This is a genomic window from Enterobacter sp. FUJ80071 (assembly GCF_038739915.1).
Taxonomy (GTDB): Bacteria; Pseudomonadota; Gammaproteobacteria; order Enterobacterales; family Enterobacteriaceae; genus Enterobacter; species Enterobacter kobei.
The window spans coordinates 3,795,297-3,816,306 of record NZ_JBBXKH010000001.1 but is presented as its reverse complement, the minus strand read 5'-3'; the positions used below and the strand labels follow the sequence as shown (position 1 = coordinate 3,816,306).

Here is a 21,010-nt window from a genome sequence, read left to right as displayed (position 1 = left end):
TTTATCCGGAGAAGACCATGCCACGCCCGCTCAATCAAACTGATACCGATTTAAATGCCGAAAATCTGCTGCGCCTGCCCGCCGAGTTTGGTTGCCCGGTGTGGGTCTACGACGCGCAGATCGTTCGCGAGAAGATCGCGGCCCTGCATCAGTTTGACGTGGTGCGTTTTGCCCAGAAGGCCTGCTCCAATATTCACATCCTGCGCCTGATGCGTGAGCAGGGGGTCAAGGTTGACTCTGTCTCGCTGGGTGAAATCGAACGTGCGCTGGCGGCCGGATTTGATCCGAAAACCGATCCAGACGCGATTGTCTTTACTGCGGATCTGATTGACGACGCCACGCTGGCGCGCGTGCATGAACTACAGGTGCCGGTGAATGCCGGTTCGGTGGATATGCTGGAGCAGCTGGGTCAGGTTTCACCTGGTCATCGCGTCTGGCTGCGTGTGAATCCGGGTTTCGGTCACGGTCATAGCCAAAAAACGAACACCGGCGGCGAAAACAGCAAGCACGGCATCTGGTATGCCGACATGCCTGCCGCGCTTGACGTGTTGCAGCGTTACAACCTGAAGCTGGTGGGTATTCACATGCACATTGGCTCTGGCGTGGATTACGGCCATCTGGAGCAGGTTTGCGGAGCGATGGTGCGCCAGGTTGTCGATTTTGGCCAGGATCTTGAGGCGATCTCCGCCGGGGGCGGGCTTTCCATTCCTTACCGCGAAGGAGAGGAGGCGATCGACACCGATCACTATTACGGCCTGTGGAGCGCCGCGCGTGACCAAATCGCCGCCCATCTCGGTCATGCCGTGAAGCTGGAAATTGAGCCGGGTCGTTTCCTGGTGGCCGAAGCCGGTGTGCTGGTGGCGCAGGTACGCAGCGTCAAAGAGATGGGCTCCCGCCACTTCGTATTGATTGACGCGGGCTTTAACGACCTGATGCGTCCATCGATGTACGGCAGCTATCATCACATTACCGCGCTGGCCGCTGATGGCCGCGATTTAACGCATGCGCCGCGCCGCGAGACGGTTGTCGCAGGCCCGCTGTGTGAATCGGGGGACGTATTCACTCAGCAGGAAGGTGGAAAAGTGGAAACCCGCGCGCTGCCAGAGGTGAAGCCGGGCGATTACCTGGTGCTGCACGACACCGGGGCGTACGGGGCGTCGATGTCCTCGAACTACAACAGCCGCCCGCTGCTGCCGGAAGTACTATTTGATAACGGCAAAGCGCAGTTGATCCGTCGTCGTCAGACCATTCAGGAACTGCTGGCTTTAGAACTCATCTGAGTAAAGTACGGCCCGGTGGTGACCGAATCGCGTAATACCAGCGTGCCGGTAAACGGCGGGATCGCATCGACCGGCTGGTTTTTTGCCAGCCGGATCGCCTGATCGATGGCCGTAATAATCATGTTATCTATTGGCAGATAAACCGATGAAAGCGCAGGCTCCAGCCACTTCGCGCTTGGGGCATCGTCAAAACCGAACAGGGAGATATCCTGCGGGATCTTGAGTCCTGCCTGGTGCAATGCTTTGGACGCACCCAGTGCCATATCATCGTTACAGGCAAACAGGGCGCTAAACGGCACGCCGTCGGCAATCAGCTCCTTGCACAGCTCATAGCCTCTCGTCATTCCGGCATCACCGTACTTAATTCGACGCTCGTCCAGGCGAATACCGTGCTTTTCCAGCGCTTTGCGATAACCCATCAGCCGCGCTTTACCCGTGGGCGTGTGGATAGGGACGGTAATACAGGCGATCTCCCGATGGCCCTGATTGATCAGGTAATCCACTGCTTTAAATGCGGCATCCTGCTGTTCGAAGAACACGCAGCGATCCGGAGCCTGACTGACTTCACGGTTGATGACCACCAGCGGCGTTTGCACGGTATTCATCAGTTTGATGATCGCCTTTTCGCTCATATAGCGCGTGTAAAGCACGATGGCATCACACTGACGATCGGCCAGCATTTGCACTGCCTGTTCTTCCTGTTCCGGCGCGTCGTGACCGTCGGTGACGATCAGCTGTTTGCCGTGGGTTTCGGTCTGCCGCGACGCCTGCTGCAGAAGGCGCCCAAAATAAAAGCCGTCGAAGGTGGAGACGACCAGACCAATGCTGTTGCTGGTCTGGTTAGCCAGTGAGCGCGCGAGAAAGTTGGGGCGGTAGCCCAGCTCTTCCATCGCAGCAAAGACCTGCTGACGCGTACTCTCTTTAACCTGACCCGTGCCGTTCAGCACGCGCGAGACGGTAGCCTTCGACACGCCCGCACGCAGTGAGACATCCAGCATTGTTGCCATTCTACATTCCTGCTTCCACGTAATGCCCTGCAGTTTAACACAGACCTGACGGCGTATAAGCGATGCGGGAAGGGCAAAACTTCTGCCACGATCACGCTTTTTGGTAACGATTCGCCTGGCCCCTCAGAAGTAAAACGTAATAGTCTGACTCTGGTAAAATAATCGACAAACCGGGCTGGAGGCGTCAGCCTAGCCCATTAATAAGAACACCCAGGTGAAACGTGAAAAAGAGTGTCATCCTCCCGCTTTATGAAGCCCCGCAGTATGCGGAGCAGGTTACCGACTGGATATGGCAGGCGTTTGGCGAGGGGCTCCCACGGGCATTTTTCCACAGCATCGTTGAGCACAGCCAGGCGCCGGGGGCACTGCCGTTGACGTTTATCGCTTTAGAAGACCAACAGCTTCTCGGCACGGTGGGCCTCTGGCGCTGCGATTTGATTACCCGACAGGATCTCTGTCCGTGGCTGGCGGCGCTCTACGTTGATGAGGCGGCGCGCGGTAAGGGACTGGCAGGTAAGTTACAGCAACACGTTATCGCCTTTGCCGCACAGGCCGGATACGACGAACTCCATCTCTGGTCTGCCTGCCGTGACTTCTATGAACGTTACGGCTGGCAGTACATTGGCGATGGGCTGGAGTATCCCGATAAAACGGTACATCTGTACCGTTATTCGCTTTGCGCTTCAGCAGGCGACGCAACGGAGTGACGGCGCACTAAGGTTGGGCTGAAGAGATGGGTAATTTCCGGTGGCTGGCGTTGCTCGGCCAGTGCTAACGCCAGCTCGGCAGCCTGTGTGGCCATCGTGATGATAGGGTAACGCACGGTGGTCAGGCGCGGGCGCACATAGCGAGAGACCAGCACATCATCAAAGCCAATCAGCGAGATTTCTGCCGGGACCTCAATCCCGTTATCATTCAATACCCCCATTGCGCCAGCGGCCATCGAGTCGTTATAGCTGGCCACTGCCGTGAAGTTCCGTCCGCGGCCCAGCAGTTCCGTCATAGCCTGTTCGCCACCGCTCTCATCCGGTTCACCATAGGCCACCAGACGGTCATTACAGGGCAGACCGTTTTCGCGCAGGGCATCGTAGTAGCCCTGAAGACGATCTTCTGCGTCAGAAATAGGGTGGTTGGAACAGAGATAGCCAATCCGCGTATGTCCCTGTTGAATCAGATGACGGGTCGCAAGCCAGGCGCCGTAGCGGTCGTCGAGAGCCACACAGCGTTTTTCAAATCCAGGAATAATGCGGTTGATGATGACCATGCCGGGCATCTGCTTCATCAGGTGGATCAGTTCGGCATCCGGGATCATTTTGGCGTGAACCACCAGAGCTGCGCAGCGGTGGCGGATCAGCTGTTCGATCGCCTGGCGCTCTTTTTGCTCATTATGATAGCCATTGCCGATCAGTAAAAAGTTACCCGTCTGATAAGAGACCTGTTCAACCGCCTTCACCATGGCGCCGAAAAAGGGGTCGGAGACATCACCCACCACCAGACCAATGGTTTCAGTGGACTGCTGGGCGAGCGCGCGAGCATTGGCGTTGGGGTGGTAGTTCAGGGTTTCCATGGCGCTTTGTACCGCCTGGCGTGATGCGTCGCTGGCTTTGGGGGAATCATTAATCACGCGGGAGACGGTGGCAACCGAAACACCGGCCAGACGAGCCACATCCTTTATTGTCGCCATTTATAACCTTCTTATTAGGGGTAAGCGTTTACACACCAAATAGTGTTGCGGAAAAGTGGCGTGCATTCAAGGGGCACCGATTTCCCCTCACTACAAACGTGACGCAGAACACCCCTGATCGTGTAATCGTTACACGCGCAGTCATGTCAGAAGACGGTGAATCTGAACCTTTGGTTACACTTTGCCTCAGGCTGTTGCGATTGTCCGGTGGCGATGACGTTAAAGAGGTTGATAGAGTCGAGATCCCAGAGGTATTGATAGGTGGAATCAACTCCGGTTGATTAACACGACTTACACCAGCCTGCGTTTTTACGCAGGTTTTTTTTTGCCTGATAGTTCAACCTGTAACAGCAAAAGAGAATATTCACACCTGGTTGCACTTCGGCTCATTCCCTTGCGTTTTCCTGCTGGCGAAGCGCAGGGGCAACGGCCACAATCAAGATCCCAGAGGTATTGATTGGTGAGAATTCTTAGTACGTTTTCGTACTCATCTCTTGCACCAACCTGCGCGGATGCGCAGGTTTTTTTTTGCCTCCACTTTTGCTGTCGCTCCCATACCACTTCTCGTGTAATCTGCCACCATTTACTGTCAACCCTCCACACTGTCTGGCAAAGGGAGTTGAGATGCTATTTGGGTTCTTCCGTACACTTTTCCGTATTCTTTTTCGCATCCGCGTTACTGGCGATGCCCAGGCGCTTCGCGGCGAACGCGTTCTCATCACACCAAATCATGTTTCCTTTATCGATGGCATCCTGCTGGCGCTGTTTTTGCCCGTGCGTCCGGTGTTTGCGGTGTATACCTCCATCAGCCAGCAGTGGTATATGCGCTGGCTCACGCCGCTGATTGACTTCGTGCCGCTCGACCCCACCAAACCGATGATGATTAAACATCTGGTACGTCTGGTTGAGCAGGGGCGTCCGGTGGTCATTTTCCCGGAAGGGCGCATTTCAGTGACCGGCTCGCTAATGAAAATCTATGACGGCGCGGGATTTGTCGCGGCGAAGTCAAAAGCGACCGTGGTGCCACTGCGTATCGAAGGCGCAGAGCTGAGCCACTTCAGCCGCCTGAAAGGGCTGGTGAAGCAGCGTCTGTTCCCAAAAATTACCCTGCATATTCTGCCGCCAACGTCGTTACCGATGCCCGATGCACCGCGTGCCCGCGATCGCCGTAAAATTGCCGGAGAAATGCTGCACCAGATTATGATGGAAGCGCGAATGGCCGTTCGTCCGCGCGAAACGCTGTATGAATCTCTGCTTTCGGCACAGTATCGCTATGGTGCCAGGAAAAACTGTATTGAAGACATCAATTTCACGCCTGACACATATCGCAAACTGCTGACCAAGACCCTGTTTGTGGGCCGCATTCTTGAAAAATACAGTAAGAAGGGTGAAAAGATTGGCCTGATGCTGCCTAACGCGGGCATCAGCGCAGCGGTGATTTTTGGTGCGGTGTCCCGCGGCCGTATTCCGGCAATGATGAACTACACGGCGGGTGTAAAAGGGCTGACCAGTGCCATCACTGCGGCCCAAATCAACACCGTTTTTACCTCTCGCCAGTTCCTGGATAAAGGCAAGCTGTGGCATCTGCCGGAGCAGCTGACTCAGGTTCGCTGGGTCTTCCTGGAAGATCTGAAGGCGGACGTGACGACGGGCGACAAGCTGTGGATTTTCGCTCACCTGCTGATGCCCCACCTGGCACAGGTTAAACAGCAGCCGGAAGATGACGCGATTATCCTCTTTACCTCCGGTTCGGAAGGCAACCCGAAAGGCGTCGTCCACAGCCACAAGAGTATTCTCGCGAACGTTGAACAGATCAAAAGCATTGCTGACTTTACCGCCAGTGACCGTTTTATGTCTGCGCTGCCGCTGTTCCACTCCTTTGGTCTGACGGTGGGGCTGTTTACGCCGCTGCTGACCGGCGCAGAAGTGTTCCTCTATCCCAGCCCGCTGCATTACCGCATTGTGCCGGAGCTGGTGTATGACCGTAACTGCACCGTCCTGTTTGGGACCTCAACCTTCCTGGGTAACTATGCGCGTTTCGCTAATCCATATGATTTCTATCGTGTGCGTTATGTGGTGGCGGGGGCGGAAAAACTGCAGGAGAGCACGCGTCAGATCTGGCAGGACAAGTTTGGCCTGCGCATTCTTGAAGGCTATGGCGTTACGGAGTGCGCACCCGTCGTCTCCATCAACGTGCCGATGGCGGCGAAGCCGGGTACGGTTGGCCGAATTCTGCCGGGAATGGATGCGCGTCTGCTGGCGGTACCGGGCATTGAGGACGGTGGCCGCCTGCAGCTGAAAGGACCAAACGTGATGAACGGTTACCTGCGCGTGGAAAACCCGGGCGTGCTGGAAGCGCCAACGGCGGAAAACGTGAACGGTGAGGTCGAAACCGGCTGGTACGACACCGGTGATATCGTTCGCTTCGACGAGCAGGGCTTTGTGCAGATTCAGGGGCGTGCAAAACGCTTCGCCAAAATCGCCGGTGAAATGGTCTCTCTGGAGATGGTTGAGCAGCTGGCGACGGCGGTGTCCGCGGATAAGATGCACGCGACGGTGGTGAAGAGTGATGCCAGCAAAGGCGAGGCGCTGGTCCTGTTTACCACCGACAGTGAGCTGAAGCGCGACAGGTTACTTAGCCATGCGCGTGAGCATGGCATTCCCGAGCTGGCGGTACCGCGCGATATTCGTTACCTGAAACACCTTCCGGTACTGGGTAGCGGTAAGCCTGACTTTGTGACCCTGAAAGGCATGGTTGAAGAGGCGGAACAGCAAAATGCGTGAGTCAGTGCACACTAACACATCGCTTAGGTCAAAAGGCATGATGGCAGTGATTGCCGCACAGTTTCTCTCTGCGTTCGGCGATAACGCGCTGTTGTTTGCCACCCTGGCGCTGCTGAAGGCCGAGTTTTACCCTGACTGGAGCCAGCCGATCCTGCAGATGGTGTTTGTGGGCGCTTACATTATCTTCGCGCCGTTTGTGGGGCAGGTGGCGGACAGTTTCCCGAAAGGCCGGGTGATGATGTTTGCTAACGGTCTGAAGCTGCTGGGGGCCGCCAGCATTTGCTTTGGTTTCAATCCGTTTATTGGCTACACGCTGGTGGGCATTGGTGCTGCCGCCTACTCACCGGCGAAATATGGCATCCTCGGAGAGCTGACCACGGGTGATAAGCTGGTGAAAGCCAACGGCCTGATGGAGTCGTCTACTATCGCCGCTATCCTGCTCGGCTCCGTCGCGGGCGGTGTACTGGCCGACTGGCATGTCCTGGCGGCGCTGGGCGTTTGTGCGGTGGTGTATGGCGGTGCGGTCGTGGCTAACCTGTTCATTCCGAAGCTGCCGGTAGCCCGTCCGGGACAATCCTGGCGCTTCAAACCGATGACCGGCAGTTTCTTTAATGCCTGCCGCGTGCTCTGGCGTAACGGTGAAACACGTTTCTCTCTGATGGGCACCAGTATGTTCTGGGGTGCAGGCGTCACGCTGCGCTTCCTGCTGGTGCTGTGGGTGCCGGTGGCGCTGGGCATTACCGACAATGCGACGCCGACCTATCTTAACGCGATGGTGGCGATCGGCATTGTTGTTGGCGCGGGCGCGGCGGCGAAGCTGGTGACGCTCGAAACGGTGGCACGCTGCATGCCTGCGGGGATCCTCATTGGCGTCGCGGTGCTCCTTTTCTCGCTACAGCATGCGTTATTGCCTGCTTATGTTCTGCTGATCCTGATTGGTATTCTGGGTGGTTTCTTCGTGGTACCGCTCAACGCGTTACTGCAGGAGCGCGGCAAGCAGACTGTTGGGGCGGGAAATGCCATTGCGGTGCAAAATCTGGGTGAAAACCTGGCGATGCTGTTAATGCTGGGGCTCTACTCGCTGGCGGTGAAAGTCGGTGTGCCAGTGGTGGGAATTGGCGTCGGGTTTGGTGCGCTGTTTGCGCTGGCGATTGCCGCATTATGGCTTTGGCAGCGTCGCCGTTGATAAATATAGCCGGGTGGCGGCTTCGCCTTACCCGGCCTACGTTTGTGCACTTGTAGGCCCGGTAAGCGGAGCGCCACCGGGCAAAAGCATCGGGCTACGGTGCAGGATACGTATAAACCTGATGCACCGCTTCAATCTCCGCTAATACCTCTTCACTCAGGTCCAGATGGAAACTCTCAATATTGGTTTTCAGCTGTTCCAGTGTGGTTGCCCCCAGCAGAGTACTGGCCACAAACGGCTGACGGCGCACGAAGGCCAGCGCCATCTGTGCGGGGTCAAGACCGTGACGCTTTGCGATATCCACATAGGCCGCAACGGCTTTCTGTGTCTGCTCGCCGCTGTAGCGGGTAAAGCGGCTAAAGAGGGTATTACGCGCCCCGGCCGGTTTTGCGCCGTTCAGGTATTTCCCCGTCAGCGTGCCAAAACCGAGGCAGGAATAGGCGAGCAGTTCCACCTCTTCATATTGTGTCACTTCCGCCAGGCCAACTTCGTAGCTGCGGTTAAGCAGGCTGTAGGGGTTTTGAATGGTGACGATGCGCGGCAGATCGTGTTTATCCGCCAGGTGCAGATAGCGCATCACGCCAAAGGCCGTTTCGTTAGACACGCCAATGTAGCGGATTTTCCCCGCGCGCTGGCATTCGGTCAGCGCTTCCAGCGTTTCCAGCAGCGTAACGGCGGGAGCGCTCTCATTCCAGCTGTAGCCAAGCTTACCGAAACAGTTGGTTGGACGCTGTGGCCAGTGGACCTGGTACAGATCAAGATAGTCGGTTTGCAGGCGCTTCAGGCTGGCATCCAGCGCGGCGCGGATATTTTTGCGATCGAGGATTTGGTTTGGGCGGATCCCGGCATCGTTATTGCGCGAGGGGCCGCTGACTTTCGAGGCGATAACCAGCTTTTCACGGTTGCCGCGTTTTGCCAGCCAGTTACCGACGTAGGTTTCGGTAAGTCCCTGGGTTTCAGGGCGTGGCGGCACAGGGTACATCTCTGCGACATCAATCAGGTTAATGCCCTGGCTGACGGCATAATCGAGTTGTGCATGGGCATCGGCTTCGCTGTTTTGTTCACCAAATGTCATCGTGCCCAACCCCAGTTGACTTATCTCCAGAGCGCTGTGGGGGATACGGTGATAATGCATAGCCGGCTTCCTTCAATAGACATGTAGACCGCGTCAGGAACCTCCCGACAAAGGAATATAAACATGGCAGAGGGGAAGCAAAAGGGGAAGAAAAAAATCAAAAAGGCCAGTACGCTACTGACCTCTGACTGTTATCGCTCAATAATTTGCGAAACTTCGTCGCGATTGATCTGCATTTTATTGCCTGCCTGGTCGTGGTAGCTGACCAGACCGGTATCGTCGTCGACTTCGGGTTTGCCGTCGGTCAGGATCATCCGGCCATCTTTTGTCGCCATAACGTAATCGCTGCTACAGCCCGATACAGCAAACGCCAACCCGACTGCTGAAATTAACACCGCCCATTTTTTCATCGTTATCGTCCTCATCTGGCTCGTATCAAATCATAGTGTAGTATTAACCCGTTATGAAAACAGGGAGAAGCAGTAAAATCTTAAAAACCAGGCGATTATGTTTGTTAGCTCGCAAAATAAGTAAAAAACTATGTTTTTAGTAAGAAATGACGAGCAAGCAGTGCGCCGGTGAAATTCTTTTTGAGATAAAAACCGCGCGGCAACGTCAGTATCGGCTCGCCCATTGCGCCGATCGCCTCGGTCAGCGCTTTGCTGTTAGCCGCCTTTGGGCGCAGCTGTAACACTTCTCCGTGTCGGGCGGTGATGCGCTCCACCTGCCCGAGCACGATCATGTCCATCAGCTCTTCCCAGTCCAGACGCAGCTGATGCTCTTCCTCTTCATCCGGGCTCCAGAGCAGCGGCGCGCCAACGCGACGCTCAGCCAGTGGGATCTGACGTTCACCTTCAACCGGAACCCACAGCACGCGCTTCAGCTTATGGCGCACGTGGCTGGTCTCCCACGTCACGCCGGTATTACCGGTCAAAGGCGCAACGCAGACAAACGTGGTCTCCAGAGGCTTGCCCTGGCTGTCGATGGGAATGGTTTTTAACTCTACGCCAAGGGCGGCAAAATCTTGCTCTGGTTTGCTCCCGGCGCTGGCACCCAGCCACAGTTCCAGCAGCATGCCGATCCAGCCTTTATCTCGTTTCAGATCCTTCGGGATCGGAAGCCCTGCCATCGCCGCCAGTTCGCCCAGCGAGAAACCCGCCAGACGCTGAGCCTGCTGCAGCAACTGACGCTCGCTTGACGGCGGTGTGAGCAAGGGGGTAAGCGGATGCATGAAGGTAACCTTTTGATTAAAAAATAAACGAAGAAATTGTCCCTTGTGGATAGAGTTTAACTTTTTCTGTACCAATATTCCATGTCTATGATTTATAGGTTTTTTTATCGAAAATTTAGCACCAGATCTGAAACGTAAAATGGGTTGTTCAAATCTGGTCACTGACAATAAACAGGATCTTACACCATGTTATCCACAGAAAAGTGGGATAACTGGGCATAACCCTGACTACTGTTTCAATTTACAGCCTTGACGTGCGACGAAAATCCAAATTTCAGACAAATTGTGTTTAACTTATTGGCACAATCTGTGGATAAAACCGACGCTGTTCGATCTTTCATCAGTACGATGATCCCTGATGTGATGATCGTCACGCTATTCTCTTTTTTGTTGATGGTTTCATGCTTAACTATATGAAAATAATAATTTTATATAATTTCATTAAAAGAGGGAGCCTGACGGTGATTCAGGTTGTTCATGGGTAATCAGACACTTCTTCACAACTATATCCACAGAAAAGGTGAATAAAATTCCCTTCGCAGCTGCACTTCTGTTTATAACTCTGCCCTTATTTGTGAGTTATTCAAATGTTATTAGGTTGCAGGCCTGTAAGAGAGTGGTTTACCGCCTCCCTGTAGTGTGAAACAATCATTCATATATAAGGTTTAGATTGGGGTAGTCCGGTGATTGATGACGATGGCTACCGCCCGAACGTAGGAATAGTAATTTGTAATCGTCAGGGCCAGGTCATGTGGGCAAGGCGATATGGTCAGCACTCCTGGCAGTTCCCGCAAGGTGGGATCAATCCGGGAGAGTCCCCAGAACAAGCGATGTACCGGGAGCTTTTTGAAGAGGTCGGTTTAAGCCGTAAAGATGTTCGCATCCTGGCCTCGACCCGCAACTGGTTGCGTTACAAGTTACCGAAACGTTTGGTGCGTTGGGACACAAAGCCGGTTTGTATCGGCCAGAAACAGAAGTGGTTTCTTCTGCAGTTGGTGGGCAACGATTCAGACATCAATATGCAAACCAGCAGTACGCCGGAGTTCGATGGCTGGCGCTGGGTAAGCTATTGGTATCCTGTTCGTCAGGTCGTGTCATTTAAACGCGATGTTTACCGTAGGGTGATGAAAGAGTTTGCAAGTGTGGTTATGCAGCTTCAGGAGATCCCGCCTAAGCCGCAAAGCGCACCTGCCTGGCGACGTAAAAGAGGTTAAGCTACGCAAATCATGCTCACCCGCTTGCGAGAAATAGTCGAGAAGGTGGCCAGTGCTCCGCGTCTGAACGAGGCGTTGAATATTCTGGTTACTGACATCTGTCTTGCGATGGAGACCGAGGTCTGTTCGGTGTATCTGGCCGACCACGATCGGCGCTGCTATTACCTGATGGCGACCCGTGGTTTGAAAAAACCACGGGGACGAACCGTAACGCTCGCATTCGATGAAGGGATTGTCGGTCTGGTTGGACGGCTGGCGGAACCCATCAACCTTGCCGATGCGCAAAAACACCCCAGTTTTAAATACATTCCTTCCGTAAAAGAAGAGCGCTTCCGCGCTTTCCTTGGTGTGCCAATTATCCAGCGTCGTCAGCTGCTCGGCGTTCTGGTCGTCCAGCAGCGTGAGCTGCGTCAGTACGATGAAAGCGAAGAGTCATTCCTCGTTACGCTTGCCACACAGATGGCGGCGATCCTCTCACAGTCTCAGCTTGCTGCGCTTTTTGGTCAGTATCGTCATACGCGTATTCGTGCTCTTCCGGCCTCGCCAGGCGTGGCGATTGCTGAAGGCTGGATGGACGCCACGCTGCCGTTAATGGAGCAGGTGTATGAAGCCTCCACGCTTGATGAAGCGCTGGAGCGAGAGCGTCTTACCGCGGCCCTGGAAGAGGCGGCGAATGAATTTCGTCGCTACAGCAAACGCTTTGCGGCAGGTGCGCAAAAAGAGACGGCGGCTATCTTTGACCTCTATTCGCACCTGCTCTCAGACGCGCGTTTGCGTCGTGAGCTTTTTGCCGAGGTGGATAAAGGTTCGGTAGCAGAATGGGCCGTTAAAAAGGTTATCGAAAAGTTTGCTGAACAGTTTGCTGTATTAACTGACGGTTATCTGAAGGAGCGCGCCGGAGATTTACGCGCGCTGGGCCAACGTCTGCTGTTCCATCTGGATGACACCATTCAGGGGCCAAATGCCTGGCCAAAACGGTTTGTCCTGGTTGCCGATGAACTCTCGGCAACGACGCTGGCTGAACTGCCTCAGGACCGGCTGGCCGGCGTCGTGGTGCGCGATGGTGCCGCCAACTCACATGCCGCCATTATGGTACGTGCGCTGGGTATTCCTACCGTTATGGGGGCGGATATCCAGCCGTCGGTACTGCACCGACGCACGCTGGTGGTTGATGGTTACCGCGGTGAACTGCTGGTCGATCCTGAGCCAGTTCTGCTTCAGGAATATCAGCGTCTCATCAGCGAAGAGAATGAATTAAGCAAGCTGGCGGAAGATGACGTTAACCTGCCTGCGCAACTCAAAAGCGGCGAGCGGATCAAAGTCATGCTCAACGCGGGCTTAAGCCCGGAGCACGAGGAGAAGCTTGGCAGCCGCATCGACGGCATCGGTTTATACCGCACTGAAATCCCGTTTATGTTGCAAAGTGGTTTCCCGTCCGAAGAGGAGCAGGTGGCGCAGTATCAGGGCATGTTGCAGATGTTTAACGACAAGCCCGTCACCCTGCGTACCCTGGACGTCGGGGCGGATAAACAGCTGCCGTATATGCCGATCAGCGAAGAGAACCCATGCCTGGGCTGGCGCGGGATCCGTATTACGCTCGATCAGCCGGAGATCTTTCTGATCCAGGTGCGCGCCATGCTGCGCGCCAACGCGGCGACGGGAAATCTCAGCATCTTACTGCCGATGGTGACCAGTATTGATGAGATCGACGAAGCGCGGCGCCTGATTGAACGTGCTGGCCGGGAAGTGGAAGAGATGATTGGCTATGCGATCCCTAAACCACGGATCGGTGTCATGCTCGAAGTGCCATCGATGGTCTTTATGTTGCCGCAGCTGGCTAACCGCGTTGATTTTATCTCTGTCGGTACGAACGACCTGACGCAATATATTCTGGCCGTCGATCGTAACAACACCCGCGTCGCCAGTATCTACGACAGTCTGCATCCGGCGATCATTCGCGCGTTAGCGATGATTGCCCGTGAGGCGGAGCAGTACGGCATTGATTTACGCCTGTGCGGCGAAATGGCCGGGGATTCAATGTGCGTCGCGATCCTGATTGGTCTGGGGTATCGCCACCTGTCGATGAACGGCCGTGCCGTCGCACGCGTGAAGTATTTGTTGCGACATATCGACATCAATGATGCTCGCGAGCTGGCTGAGCGCAGTCTTGAAGCGCAGCTGTCCGCGGAGGTACGGCACCAGGTGGCGGCGTTTATGGAACGACGCGGTATGGGTGGCCTGATTCGCGGCGGCCGCTAATCCTCTTATTCCCTCTCCCTGTGGTGAGAGGGCACCAGTGCGGATAAAACCCTATACACATCTTTTACATCTCTGGCGCATCCTCCACGCCCGCCTTATGCTATGATTCGCAACTTTGGAGCCTCTGCTTAAGGCAGAATCGCATTTCTACCGCTGTCCACTTTCAGCGGAATAACAACATCTTGTGGTGACAGATGAACAGTGGTTATCTGCATTTTCCGGAATTTGATCCGGTCATTTTCTCAGTAGGACCTGTTTCGCTTCACTGGTACGGTTTGATGTACCTGGTGGGCTTCATTTTTGCCATGTGGCTTGCTGGTCGTCGCGCCAGCCGTCCTGGCAGCGGCTGGACCAAAAACGAAGTGGAAAACCTGCTGTACGCGGGCTTCCTCGGCGTGTTCCTCGGTGGCCGTATTGGGTATGTGCTGTTCTATAACCTCCCGGTATTCCTGAACGATCCCCTCTACCTGTTCCGCGTCTGGGACGGCGGCATGTCCTTCCACGGCGGCCTGATTGGGGTGATCCTGGTGATGGTGATTTTTGCCAAACGCACCAAACGCAACTTCTTCCAGGTATCAGATTTTATCGCACCACTGATCCCATTTGGGCTGGGGGCTGGCCGTCTGGGCAACTTTATCAACGGTGAGCTGTGGGGGCGTGTTGACCCGAGCGTCTCTTTCACCATGCTGTTCCCCGGCTCGCGTGCAGAAGACATGGCGTTGCTGCCGTCGCATCCAGAGTGGCAATCCATTTTCGATACCTACGGCGTGCTGCCGCGTCATATGTCCCAGCTTTATGAGCTGGCACTGGAAGGCGTCGTGCTGTTCATCATCCTGAACCTGTTTATTCGCAAACCGCGCCCGATGGGGTCTGTCTCCGGCCTGTTCCTGATTGGCTACGGCGCGTTCCGCATCATTGTTGAATTCTTCCGCCAGCCGGATGCACAGTTCACCGGTGAATGGGTACAGTACATCAGCATGGGGCAGATCCTCTCCATTCCGATGATTGTCGCGGGTGCCATTATGATGATTTGGGCGTATCGTCGTCGTCCACAGCAACAACTTTCCTGAGGAACCATGAAACAGTATCTTGAATTGATGAAAAAAGTGCTCGATGAGGGCACGCCGAAAAACGACCGTACCGGCACCGGTACGCTCTCCATTTTTGGCCACCAGATGCGCTTCAATTTACAGGAAGGCTTCCCTCTGGTGACGACTAAGCGCTGCCATCTGCGCTCGATCATTCATGAACTGCTCTGGTTCCTGCAAGGCGATACCAACGTTGCGTATCTGCACGAAAACAACGTCTCCATCTGGGACGAATGGGCAGATGAAAACGGCAACCTGGGCCCGGTTTACGGCAAGCAGTGGCGCGCATGGCCAACGCCTGATGGCCGCCATATTGACCAGATCACCACCGTGATGAACCAGCTGAAAAACGATCCAGACTCGCGCCGAATCATTGTTTCCGCCTGGAACGTCGGCGAGCTGGACAAAATGGCGCTGGCACCGTGCCACGCGTTCTTCCAGTTCTACGTCGCTGACGGAAAGCTCTCCTGCCAGCTCTACCAGCGTTCCTGTGATGTGTTCCTCGGCCTGCCGTTTAACATTGCCAGCTATGCGCTGTTAGTCCATATGATGGCGCAGCAGTGTGACCTGGAAGTGGGGGATTTTGTCTGGACCGGTGGGGACACCCATCTCTACAGCAACCATATGGAGCAGACCCATCTCCAGCTGACCCGCGAACCGCGCGCGCTGCCGAAGCTCATCATCAAGCGCAAACCGGCGTCAATCTTTGACTACCGCTTCGATGATTTTGAGATTGAGGGCTACGACCCGCACCCTGGCATCAAAGCGCCCGTCGCTATCTGATGCGGTAAAGCGTGACACAACCGGGGCTATTTAGCGCCGGTTTTTTTTCGTCTTTATCCCGTTTCCCGAGGCGTTATCCAGAAAGCGTGCAACGCGCTGCAACTCGCTTAATACCCTGGATAACGCCTCGTAAAACGTTAATTCGCTGCTCGCCACTTTATCGGCGCATCGCCACACTCCCCGTATGAAAAAAGAGAACGGTTTTACGCTTATCGAAACGCTGGTGGCTGTGTCGCTGGTCGTCATTCTCAGTGCCTCAGGCCTGTACGGCTGGAGCAGTTGGCAGGGGCAGCAGCGGCTGTGGCAAACCGCCAGCCAGGTGCGCGACTACCTGGTGTTTCTGCGCAACCATGCCAACCGGTACAACCGCGAGCACCGCATTACCTTGCAGCAGGTGGGGGAAAGGGCATGCCTGGTGAGTTCTGCCGTAAAAGGCTGTGAGCAGGGCAGCCCCTTTGCACTGATTCCACTCTGGCCAGAAGTCGCGGTCAGCGAGGTAACGCCGTCACTCGGGTTCTATGGATTGAGGGATACGGCATGGGCAGGTCGGATAAGAGTGCAAAGCCGTGCAGGAGAATGGCTGATTATTGTCTCAGATGGAGGGCGCATCAGGATGTGTCAGGTCTCGCAGGGGGGGCAATGTTGAAGCGTCAGCAGGGATTTTCCCTTACTGAAGTTCTGATTGCGACGGCCATCAGCAGCCTGTTATTGATCGGCGCATCGCGCTTTTTACCCGGTTTGCAGCGAGCGGTGTTACTGCAATCCGGCCAGCGAGAACAGGAAGAGGAGGTCTGGCAGAGACTGTTTTCCCTCGGCAAACAGCTCCAGCGGGCAGGCTACTGTGCGGGTAACTGCCCGGGACAAGGGTTGTTAACGGGCAGGCAAGGTAGCTGTGTCATTGTGCGATGGGATGCCAACAGTAACGGCAGCTGGGATAACAGTGCATCAGAAAACGACAGCACCGGTTTTCGTCTGGAGTCGGGTGCACTGGAAACCCTGCGTGGTGCAACCTCGTGTGAAGGCAAAGGATGGGAAAAGCTCACGGATCCGGACAGGCTGGTGATCACGCACTTTATGGTGAGAAAAGTTGAACACGCCAGGTTTGCGCCTGAGTTCACTATCGAACTGGTCGCTATCCGCAAGGGCGAGCAGGGGAAGCCTTATCAGGCGGTGTATACGGTCACGGGGTACAACTTGTGAACCGTCAACGTGGAATGTCTTCCCTGGCGCTGGTTCTGCTTTTACTGGTGCTTGGTACCCTGATCCTCACCGGTCTCAACCAGCAACTCACTACGTTTAGTGCGCTCGTTGGCGGAGAAAGCCGTTCATTTCAGCAGCAGGCCGCGGTGCAATCTGCGCTTGAGTGGGGACGCGTTCAGCGTTGGTCATCGGCGCCTCTGGCGCAGTGCAAACAGGCATCAGCGTGGCGAGTGTGTTTACGGCGGCTGAGTGAGACGAGTGTGCTGCTGATTGCCGGAGGCAATGACCTGCTGCTCTGGCGCTCAGGAGAGATAATCGACGGTAAAATTCACTTTTCACCCCACGGCTGGAGTGATTTTTGTCCCCTTAAGGAGCGCGCGTTATGCCAGCTACCGTAAACAAAGAGAAAGGATTTAGCATGGTTGAGGTTCTGCTGGCGATGATGCTGCTGGTGATGATCGTAACCGCACTGGCCGGTTATCACAGGGCACTGGCGGCGCGGTTTACCCTGTTTAACCAGTACCGCCAGCTCTGGCATTATGCCTGGAACCAGGCTCAGCTCTCAACGACTGCGCTGCCCGCAGGCTGGCAGGTGAGTCGGGTGCAGACAACGCACTCAGGATGTGTCAGCATCACGGTTACACTTTTTTCGCCTCTGGGGCGGCGCGGTGAGATAACGCGTCTGCATTGCCCTGTTAGCCAGTAGTCGGGAGCGTCTATGTTAAGGGTCTACCACTCAAATCGTCTGGATGTGCTGGAAGCGCTGATGGAATTTATCGTTGAGCGCGAGCGGCTGGACGACCCTTTTGAGCCTGAAATGGTGCTGGTGCAAAGCACCGGTATGGCGCAGTGGCTGCAAATGTCGCTTTCCCGTAAATTTGGCATTGCCGCGAACATTGATTTTCCGCTGCCGGCGAGCTTTATCTGGGAAATGTTTGTTCGCGTATTGCCAGACATTCCCGAGCAGAGCGCCTTCAACAAGCAGAGCATGAGCTGGAAGCTGATGGCGCTGCTGCCGGAAATGCTGCAGCACGATGAATTCGCCATGCTACGCCACTATCTCAATGACGATACCGATAAGCGCAAGCTGTTCCAGCTGGCGTCCCGTACCGCCGATCTCTACGACCAATATCTGGTTTACCGTGCTGACTGGTTAATTCGCTGGGAAGCGGGTGAGCGGGTTGAAGGACTACCGGAGGCGCAAATCTGGCAGGCGCCGCTGTGGAAAGCGCTGGTTGAGCATACGGAGAAACTGGGCCAGCCTAAGTGGCACCGTGCCAATTTGTACGATCGGTTTATCTCGATACTTGAAAATGCTTCGGAGCGCCCGGCCCGTCTGCCGTCACGCGTCTTTATCTGTGGGATATCCGCATTACCCCCTGTCTATCTGAAGGCGCTGAATGCGCTGGGTAAACATATTGATATTCATATTTTGTTTACCAACCCCTGCCGGCACTATTGGGGGGATATCCTCGATGAACGCTGGCTTTCACGACTGGTAACCCGCCAAAGAAAGCGCCTTTTTGAAGAGCGATCCGTCCCTTTGTTTAAAGACGGCTCCACCGCCGCGCAGCTTTTCGATGAAGACGGTATTCAGAACCTGCCCAATCCGCTGCTTGCCTCATGGGGGAAGCTGGGACGTGATTACATTCACATGCTCTCTGATATCACTTCATCGGGTGAAGGCGATGTGGATGCTTTTGTCGAGATCGCCCCGGATAACCTGCTGCATAACATTCAGCTCGATATTCTTGATCTGGAAAACCGTGCCGTTATGGGCGTGACGGCGAAAGAGTTTGAACGCAGCGACAGCAAGCGGAAGCTGGACGCTGACGATCGTAGTATCACGATCCATGTGTGCCATAGCCCGCAGCGTGAGGTCGAAGTGCTTCACGACCAGTTGCTGGCGATGCTGCAGGACGATCCCGAACTCACGCCGCGTGACATCGTGGTGATGGTGGCAGACATCGATAGCTACAGCCCCTTTATTCAGGCTGTTTTCGGCAGTGCGACAGGGGAGCGATACTTGCCTTACGCTATCTCTGACCGTCGCGCTCGTCAGTCGCATCCCGCCTTGCAGGCCTTTGTTACCCTGCTTTCACTGCCGGATAGCCGCTTCATCTCGGAAGATGTCCTGGCGTTACTGGATGTTCCCGTGCTGGCCGCACGCTTCAACATCAATGAGGAAGGGCTGCGCTACCTTCGCCAGTGGGTGAATGAATCTGGCGTGCGCTGGGGGATTGATGACGACAACGTCCAGGAGTTCGAGCTTCCTCCGACCGGGCAACATACCTGGCGGTTTGGCCTGACGCGTATGCTGCTGGGCTACGCCATGGAAAGCAGCCAGGGCGAGTGGAATGAGGTGCTGCCATACGATGAGTCCAGCGGTTTGATTGCTGAACTGGTGGGGCATTTAGCGTCTCTGCTGATGCAGCTTAACCGCTGGCGTCGTGAGTTAATGCAGCCGCGTCCGCTTGAAGAGTGGCTTCCGGTTTGCAGGGCGTTGCTCAATGATTTCTTCCTGCCAGACAGTGACACCGAAGCGGCGATGGCGCTCATTGAAACGCAGTGGCAGGCTATCGTCGACGAGGGCGTGAATTCCCACTATCACGAGGCGATTCCATTGTCGCTGCTGAGGGATGAATTGACGCAGCGTCTTGACCAGGAGCGAATCAGTCAGCGTTTCCTGGCGGGCCCAATCAATATCTGCACGCTGATGCCAATGCGTTCAATCCCCTTTAAGGTGGTCTGTTTGCTCGGCATGAATGACGGCGTTTATCCTCGCGCCCTGGCGCCGCTGGGGTTCGATTTAATGAGCGCAAATCCAAAGCGGGGTGACCGTAGTCGTCGTGATGATGACCGCTATCTTTTCCTCGAAGCGCTCATCTCTGCCCAGAGTAAGCTCTATATCAGCTATATCGGCCGCTCCATTCAGGATAACAGCGAGCGCTTCCCCTCCGTTCTGGTGCAGGAGTTAGTGGATTATATCGGCCAGAGCCACTATCTGGCGGGTGATGAAGCCCTTAACTGTGATGAAAGCGAACAGCGGGTCAAGGCGCATATCACCTGTGTCCACAGCCGTATGCCGTTTGACCCGATGAACTACGTTGTTAGCGAACAGCAGAGCTATGCCCGCGAGTGGCTACCGGCGGCGAAAAAGGAGGGGAGAGCACATACGGATTTCATTCAGGCACTTGACCCGCTGCCCATTAACACCCTGACTTTTGAACAGCTTCAACGCTTTTGGGCGCATCCTGTTCGCGCCTTCTTCCAGCAGCGATTGCAGGTCAACTTCCGCTCTGAAGAGAGCGAAATTCCGGATGCAGAGCCTTTTACGCTGGAAGGGCTGGAGCGCTATCAGTTAAATCTGCAACTGCTGAATGCACTGGTTGACGAGGAAGATGCTGACAAGCTTTATCGCCGCTATCGTGCGGCAGGGCAACTGCCTTATGGCGCGTTTGGGGAGATCGTCTGGGAGGCGCAATGCCAGGAGATGAACGCTCTGGCGGAGCGCGTAAGGGAGCAGCGTCAGCCCGGACAAAGTCTTGAAATCGATCTCAGCTGCAATGGCATCCAGCTCACCGGCTGGCTCACTCAGGTTCAGCCTGATGGGCTGCTGCGCTGGCGGCCTTCACTGCTCAGCGTTTCACAGGGATTGCAACTCTGGCTGGAACATCTTGTCTACAGTGCGTTGGGCCATAAAGGCGAAAGCCGGATTTTCGTGCGCAAAGAGGGCGAGTGGCGCTTTCCGCCAATGGAGGCAGAGCAGGCGTTTCGCTACCTCTCTTTGTACATTGAAGGCTATCTCCAGGGAATGAACAAACCCCTGCTGTTATTGCCTGAAAGTGGTGGTGCGTGGATAAAAGCCTGTTACGACGCACAGAATGATGCGATGTTAACGGATGAGGCTTCTCTGCAGAAAGCGCGCAGTAAATTTATGCAGGCCTATGAAGGGAACATGATGGTGCGCGGCGAGGGGGAAGATGTCTGGTACCAGCGCTTATGGCGCACGCTCGAACCAGAGTACTTTGAGGCTATCACGGAAGAGGCAAAGCGCTACCTGTTACCGTTGTTTAAATTTAATCAGTCCTGAGCGCTGTATAAAAATTGCGCAGTATGGGGTGTTCATTTATGATGCACTTCTTATCACGGACTGATGTACCCCCAATAAAGAGATGTTGGCGTGTCCAGCACGCAGTGTGTTAATGATGTTTACCCT

At 55.1% G+C, this 21,010-nt stretch carries 18 protein-coding genes and 1 pseudogene; 13 read left to right on the top strand and 6 right to left on the bottom strand.

Features of this window, described 5'->3' with window-relative positions:
* Positions 1-17: 17 nt before the first annotated feature.
* Entirely contained in the window at positions 18-1,280 is a 1,263-nt protein-coding gene (gene lysA / locus AAER43_RS18495) for a diaminopimelate decarboxylase (protein ID WP_014885092.1), read from the top strand.
* On the opposite strand, the gene AAER43_RS18490 is transcribed toward lysA, so the two are convergent.
* Entirely contained in the window at positions 1,250-2,287 is a 1,038-nt protein-coding gene (locus AAER43_RS18490; protein WP_014885091.1) for a LacI family DNA-binding transcriptional regulator, read from the bottom strand. The two genes, lysA and AAER43_RS18490, sit on opposite strands and share 31 nt — an antisense overlap.
* Positions 2,288-2,508: 221 nt before the next feature.
* On the opposite strand from AAER43_RS18490, the gene AAER43_RS18485 reads away from it, so the two are divergent.
* On the top strand, positions 2,509-2,994 hold the full coding sequence (locus AAER43_RS18485; RefSeq protein ID WP_014885090.1) for a GNAT family N-acetyltransferase: 486 nt from the start codon (positions 2,509-2,511) through the stop codon (positions 2,992-2,994).
* Here the strand turns inward: AAER43_RS18485 and galR are convergent.
* A complete protein-coding gene (gene galR / locus AAER43_RS18480; RefSeq protein WP_014885089.1) occupies positions 2,955-3,971 on the bottom strand; it encodes an HTH-type transcriptional regulator GalR in 1,017 nt (338 codons plus the stop codon). The two genes, AAER43_RS18485 and galR, sit on opposite strands and share 40 nt — an antisense overlap.
* A 624-nt stretch (positions 3,972-4,595) precedes the next feature.
* On the opposite strand from galR, the gene aas reads away from it, so the two are divergent.
* Positions 4,596-6,755, top strand: a complete 2,160-nt coding sequence (aas, locus tag AAER43_RS18475; RefSeq protein WP_023331223.1) for a bifunctional acyl-ACP--phospholipid O-acyltransferase/long-chain-fatty-acid--ACP ligase — start codon at positions 4,596-4,598, stop codon at positions 6,753-6,755.
* Positions 6,748-7,941, top strand: coding sequence for a lysophospholipid transporter LplT (gene lplT / locus AAER43_RS18470; protein ID WP_045269593.1), 1,194 nt, complete (start codon positions 6,748-6,750; stop codon positions 7,939-7,941). The genes aas and lplT overlap by 8 nt, the downstream gene beginning before the upstream one ends.
* 94 nt (positions 7,942-8,035) lie before the next feature.
* Here the strand turns inward: lplT and AAER43_RS18465 are convergent, their stop codons facing one another.
* The 4 genes and pseudogenes from AAER43_RS18465 to AAER43_RS18450 all read right to left on the bottom strand — a co-directional run.
* Positions 8,036-9,076 carry an NADP(H)-dependent aldo-keto reductase gene (locus tag AAER43_RS18465; protein ID WP_014885086.1) on the bottom strand — a complete coding sequence of 347 codons (1,041 nt, stop codon included), beginning with the start codon at positions 9,074-9,076 and terminating at the stop codon, positions 8,036-8,038.
* Positions 9,077-9,207: 131 nt separating this feature from the next.
* Entirely contained in the window at positions 9,208-9,426 is a 219-nt protein-coding gene (locus AAER43_RS18460) for a YgdI/YgdR family lipoprotein (RefSeq protein ID WP_014885085.1), read from the bottom strand.
* 128 nt (positions 9,427-9,554) lie between these two features.
* Entirely contained in the window at positions 9,555-10,247 is a 693-nt protein-coding gene (mutH, locus tag AAER43_RS18455; RefSeq protein ID WP_014885084.1) for a DNA mismatch repair endonuclease MutH, read from the bottom strand.
* Between the two features lie 154 nt (positions 10,248-10,401).
* Positions 10,402-10,467 (bottom strand): annotated as a pseudogene (locus tag AAER43_RS18450) (hypothetical protein); the annotation flags it as partial.
* Between the two features lie 463 nt (positions 10,468-10,930).
* Here AAER43_RS18450 and rppH point away from each other — a divergent pair.
* The 9 genes from rppH (at position 10,931) to recC (ending at position 20,884) form a co-directional block, all read left to right on the top strand.
* Entirely contained in the window at positions 10,931-11,461 is a 531-nt protein-coding gene (gene rppH, locus AAER43_RS18445) for an RNA pyrophosphohydrolase (protein ID WP_013098553.1), read from the top strand.
* A gap of 12 nt (positions 11,462-11,473) precedes the next feature.
* On the top strand, positions 11,474-13,720 hold the full coding sequence (gene ptsP / locus AAER43_RS18440) for a phosphoenolpyruvate--protein phosphotransferase (protein WP_014885083.1): 2,247 nt from the start codon (positions 11,474-11,476) through the stop codon (positions 13,718-13,720).
* Between the two features lie 194 nt (positions 13,721-13,914).
* Positions 13,915-14,790, top strand: coding sequence for a prolipoprotein diacylglyceryl transferase (gene lgt, locus AAER43_RS18435; RefSeq protein WP_014885082.1), 876 nt, complete (start codon positions 13,915-13,917; stop codon positions 14,788-14,790).
* A gap of 6 nt (positions 14,791-14,796) precedes the next feature.
* Positions 14,797-15,591 (top strand): thymidylate synthase, encoded by a 795-nt coding sequence (gene thyA / locus AAER43_RS18430; RefSeq protein WP_014885081.1) that lies wholly within the window; start codon positions 14,797-14,799, stop codon positions 15,589-15,591.
* Positions 15,592-15,775: 184 nt separating this feature from the next.
* Complete coding sequence (locus AAER43_RS18425) at positions 15,776-16,237, top strand: prepilin peptidase-dependent protein (protein ID WP_023331219.1); 462 nt, start codon at positions 15,776-15,778, stop codon at positions 16,235-16,237.
* Positions 16,231-16,791: a prepilin peptidase-dependent protein gene (locus AAER43_RS18420; RefSeq protein ID WP_050862145.1), complete on the top strand. Its 561-nt coding sequence runs from the start codon at positions 16,231-16,233 to the stop codon at positions 16,789-16,791. Before AAER43_RS18425 ends, AAER43_RS18420 begins: the two co-directional genes overlap by 7 nt.
* Positions 16,788-17,189, top strand: coding sequence for a DUF2509 family protein (locus tag AAER43_RS18415; RefSeq protein ID WP_050862144.1), 402 nt, complete (start codon positions 16,788-16,790; stop codon positions 17,187-17,189). The genes AAER43_RS18420 and AAER43_RS18415 overlap by 4 nt, the downstream gene beginning before the upstream one ends.
* On the top strand, positions 17,174-17,497 hold the full coding sequence (locus AAER43_RS18410) for a prepilin-type N-terminal cleavage/methylation domain-containing protein (protein WP_023331216.1): 324 nt from the start codon (positions 17,174-17,176) through the stop codon (positions 17,495-17,497). Before AAER43_RS18415 ends, AAER43_RS18410 begins: the two co-directional genes overlap by 16 nt.
* 12 nt (positions 17,498-17,509) lie before the next feature.
* Positions 17,510-20,884, top strand: a complete 3,375-nt coding sequence (gene recC / locus AAER43_RS18405; RefSeq protein ID WP_050862143.1) for an exodeoxyribonuclease V subunit gamma — start codon at positions 17,510-17,512, stop codon at positions 20,882-20,884.
* Positions 20,885-21,010: the final 126 nt, after the last annotated feature.